Raw genomic sequence first — 4084 nt, forward strand, 5'->3', positions numbered from 1 at the left:
TCGCGGTCGAAGCCGAGGCCTGCACGCCACGCCGGCCTGGCGTGATTCCCCGACAGGCCGACATCCTTCGCCCGTGGTCACGGGGAGCGAGCGACCTCATCGCCTCGACCGCGCATGGGCCCGGCAGGATTTGAACCTGCGCCCAACCGGTTATGAGCCGGCCGCTCTAACCCCTGAGCTACGGGCCCTCGCTCCTGATTCTATCGCATCACGCCTGTCTCGCACGCCGGGGCCTGATTCGACAACCATCGAGCGCCGCGACTTCCTCCATCTGGATGCACGACGGTTGGCATCCCGCATCCGCGCCCGGACCTCCATGACACTCCGTCGGGATATGTCCGCAGCCGCGCAAACACACACGCCTCACTTGATGCGCGCCCTGCAGTAGTCGGCGCCGATGCCGCATCTTCATTCCGTTGCTCTTCAGGGACGCGGCCTGCCTGCAGACGGCCGCGAGGCGGCCTCCGCCCGCCGCGCGAAAGAGACCCCTCTGGGCCTTGCATTCCTGGCAAAGATTGTGTAGATTGCACACTATCCTGCAAATTGAGGTGGCACGATGGCAGTCAAGAAAGCAAAGAAGACCGTGAAGAAGACCACCAAGAAAGCTGCACCGAAGAAGAAGGCCGTGAAGAAGACCACCAAGAAGGCTGCACCGAAGGCGAAGAAGACCGTGAAGAAGACGGCTCCGAAGGCCAAGAAGGCCAAGAAGGCCAAGAAGACCGTCAAGAAGGCCAAGTAGTCGCCTGCTTGAGCAGAAGGCCCGGCCGGAACGATCGGCCGGGCCTTCTGCTTTAAGTTTCGACGATCAAACCAATCCCAATCCGATTCTCACCGACGCTCGCACGAAGCTTCGCATCATAGACAGGAAGTTACGGAAACGAAAACTGCACAATCGGCCTCTCGGCCCAATGGAGAGTTCAGAGCGGGCGACGGGATTCGAACCCGCGAATGACAGCTTGGAAGGCTGTTGCCTTACCCCTTGGCCACGCCCGCGTAGATCCCTTGCAGACCTAGGAAACGAGTTTCAAGCCTCTCCGTACGACGCTTCCCGGATAATTCTACCGCGCTCCCTCGCCGATGTCCCTGCTGGTTCTGGCTGTGGAAACCCGCTTCCAGCCTGACTGCCAGCTTGGCGCCTGCAGCAGGCTGTAGAAGAACCATCACGATAGAGGAATTGGCATAGGTTGGGGTTTGGGCTTTGCCCAAACCCCAACCTATGCCGTTTTCTCCTTGTTGCTGTGCGTTTTTCCGCAGGCTCCTAGGCCCACCATTCGGATCAAGCGAATCCTGCGCTCAACTCGGGATCGGCTGAGGTCCACGGCGCTTCGAAGGAGGATGGGATCTAGGTTGACATCGAGGTTCGGGCGGTGCGCAATTCCCGCTCGGGGATTCGAGTCGCGTACTCAGGCGGACACTGCAGAAGACCCGATCAACGTCTGGCGCGGCGGCGCAGGAGCCTTGCAGAGGAAGGGCTCGTTCTCCCCGCCAGAGGTCACAGCACGGGCACCTCCAAGTCGTCCGAGCCCGCCGTCTTCCCCTCGACAGCGATCGAGGGTGAACCGTCGCGCCCGATCAGCTTCAGCGCCGGTCCGAGTTCGAAGTCGCCCGGGATGGCGCGGGCTGCGCCGGACTGCACCCGTTTCTTGCTCCGCAGGCGGTCAACCAGCGCCCCTCGGTCCAGCACGAACTTGTCGCTCCACACTCGGCCGCGACGCTCGTAGGCCTGTACCCACTGCAGACGTCGGTCGGGCCCATAGTGGGCTGCAACCACGACGACGTCAACCCGACGGCTGGAGGAAGAGACTTTGGCTCCGGGCATCTTCATCTCCTGGCCCTGCCGTGAGCGGAGGGCGCAAGCGTGAGAAACCAGCCGCACAACTGCCGGGATCTATTGAAAGCCGATTGCGTCGAATGGGAACCATCCAGATCAAGGCTCGCGGGTCAGTCGTTGTAGTCGTGCTATCAATCCTGGTCGGGGTGGGCGGACTTGAACCGCCGACCCCCGCGTCCCAAACGCGGTGCGCTGCCAACTGCGCTACACCCCGATGCGAGGCGAGTATACCGGCCGCATCGGCCGCGGTCAAGAAGTGGGGCCCGCAGGCAAACTGCGCGACAATCGTCTCACACGCATTCGCCGGAGCGCTTGGACCGGCGAGGCCACGAGCGGGCATGAGCGAGCTACCGAGACTGTATGCCGGGCTGTACGCATCATTCCGAGCCGATCTCCCCTTCTGGAGGCGGCTGGCCTCCGCCGCCGGGTCTCCCGTGCTCGAACTCGGCAGCGGCACCGGCCGGGTGGCGGCGCATCTTGCCCGGCAGGGCTTGGCCGTCACAGGCATCGACTCGGATCCGGACATGATTGCCTGGGCGGAGCAGCACCGGCCGCCTTCGCTTCCCGCCTCCTTGGCCTACCGGCTGAGCGACATGACTCGCTTCCGGCTCCCGGATCGGTTCCGCATCGCCTTGTGTCCCTGCAATACCTTGTCCCTGCTCCCGCTGAGCCAGGCCCGGCGCTCCCTTCGCTGTGCCCGCAGGCATCTGCTGCCCGGCGGCATCTTCGCGGCCGAGCTCCCCCTCCCCCGTGACCTTCGCGCCCAGGACCTTGACCCCTCGCAACCGTTAGCGGCCTTTCGCGAACCCCAGACTCAGCGGCCGGTCCAGGTCTACGCCCGCCAGCGGTGGGATGCCGGCCGGCGGTCCGCCAACATCGAATGGCTGCTGGATGAGCTTCTGCCTGACGGCGGCGTGGTCCGTCATAGCTACTGGCAGCGCCTGCATCTCTGGGAGCCAGGAGAGATTCAGGATGCGGTCCGGGAGGCGGGTTTCGCCGGCAGCAGCCTGCTGGGAGGCTACGAGGGGGAAAAGTACGACGAGCATTCCAGGCGAATGCTCGTCGTTGCGATTGCGCCCTAGGGCGGATCCGCCGGCGGGTCAGGCCAGCTGACGAACCACCAGCATCACCTTGCCCTGGACTTCCAGCGTCTCCGGATGATCAATGTAGATCGGGGACATAGTCGGATTGGCCGGCTGCAGGCGGACTCGCGATCCTTCGCGGTAGATGTGCTTGAGGGTGGTCTCTTCCTTGTCGCTCAGCCAGACGGCGACCAGGTCGCCGTTGCGCCACTCGGTCTCGCGCTTCATCACGACGATGTCGCCATCGTTCACCATAGCGTCGATCATCGAATCGCCCTTGACCTGGAGGGCGAAAACCCCGTCGGTCGAGCTCAGCAGGTCGCGGGTGATCTCGAGAGCCTCGTCGGTGTCAAACATTGGACTGTCAGTGCCCGGCAGCGGCACCGGCTCGCTGGCGAAGATTCGGCCGATCAGCGGGACCCGGATGATGTCGGCCGCCCGCTGCCCAGCCCGGCCGATCTTGTCAGTCAACCGCAGGCCGCGGGACACGTTCTGCTGCCGATCCAGGTAGCCCTCCTCCACCAAACGATTGAGGTTGTAGTTGACGACCGAGGTTGACGAGATGCCTACGGCTCGGCCGATCTCCCGTATCGAGGGCGGATAGCCTGCCTCCTCGTGATAACGCTGAATGAACTCGAGCACGCGACGCTGGCGATCGGACAGTTTGCCCTTCACACCCACCTCCCCGGCTGCGAGGCCGCCTTCAGCCGACCCGCACGCCTGTTCGGATTCTAGCGGAACATTCGTTCTATGTCAAGCCGGACCCGTGTCCGGCCGATGGGGAGGGCGCCCAACGGTGGTCCGGGCGAATTGCCGAGGTCGGGCGGCCTCAGTAGAATTGAAGGCACCTGGATCAGGGAAGGGCGGGATGGACGAACTCCGGCTGCGTATCCTCACCGATGGAAAGAACCTCGGCAACGGCATCCTCAAGGTTGACGGCTTCATCAACCACCAGGTCGATCCCCGCCTGATGGACGCCTGCGGCCGGGCTCTAGCCGACCTGTTCTCTTCGCTGGGCGCGACCAAAGTCCTGACGGCGGAGATATCGGGGATCGCGCCCGCGCTGACCACGGCCTTTCATCTCGGCCTGCCGGTGGTATATGCCCGCAAGACCAAGCCCATCACGATGCCGGATCAGATCTACCTGACACTCGCCCCGTCCCACACCAAA

General features: G+C 63.8%; 5 protein-coding genes and 3 tRNA genes. 3 read left to right on the plus strand and 5 right to left on the minus strand.

Annotated elements, in window-relative coordinates; genetic code table 11:
* Positions 1–115: 115 nt before the first annotated feature.
* A tRNA-Ile gene (locus tag MUO23_03670) sits at positions 116–188 on the minus strand.
* Positions 189–556: 368 nt separating this feature from the next.
* On the opposite strand from MUO23_03670, the gene MUO23_03675 reads away from it, so the two are divergent.
* Positions 557–739, plus strand: a complete 183-nt coding sequence (locus MUO23_03675; GenBank protein ID MCJ7512053.1) for a hypothetical protein — start codon at positions 557–559, stop codon at positions 737–739.
* A 182-nt stretch (positions 740–921) separates the two neighbouring features.
* Here MUO23_03675 and MUO23_03680 read toward each other — a convergent pair.
* From MUO23_03680 to MUO23_03690, 3 genes are all read right to left on the minus strand, one after another.
* A tRNA-Gly gene (locus MUO23_03680) sits at positions 922–993 on the minus strand.
* 499 nt (positions 994–1492) lie between these two features.
* Positions 1493–1819 carry a hypothetical protein gene (locus MUO23_03685; GenBank protein MCJ7512054.1) on the minus strand — a complete coding sequence of 109 codons (327 nt, stop codon included), beginning with the start codon at positions 1817–1819 and terminating at the stop codon, positions 1493–1495.
* Positions 1820–1969: 150 nt separating this feature from the next.
* Positions 1970–2045, minus strand: a tRNA-Pro gene (locus tag MUO23_03690).
* 124 nt (positions 2046–2169) lie between these two features.
* Between MUO23_03690 and MUO23_03695 the strand changes: the two genes are divergently transcribed.
* Complete coding sequence (locus MUO23_03695; GenBank protein MCJ7512055.1) at positions 2170–2913, plus strand: class I SAM-dependent methyltransferase; 744 nt, start codon at positions 2170–2172, stop codon at positions 2911–2913.
* A gap of 18 nt (positions 2914–2931) precedes the next feature.
* Here the strand turns inward: MUO23_03695 and lexA are convergent, their stop codons facing one another.
* Complete coding sequence (gene lexA / locus MUO23_03700) at positions 2932–3588, minus strand: transcriptional repressor LexA (GenBank protein MCJ7512056.1); 657 nt, start codon at positions 3586–3588, stop codon at positions 2932–2934.
* Between the two features lie 193 nt (positions 3589–3781).
* Between lexA and MUO23_03705 the strand changes: the two genes are divergently transcribed.
* Positions 3782–4084, plus strand: a 303-nt coding sequence (locus MUO23_03705) for a xanthine phosphoribosyltransferase (GenBank protein ID MCJ7512057.1), incomplete at its 3' end; no start/stop codon positions are given.

This window comes from Anaerolineales bacterium (assembly GCA_022866145.1).
Classification (GTDB): Bacteria; Chloroflexota; Anaerolineae; order Anaerolineales; family E44-bin32; genus PFL42.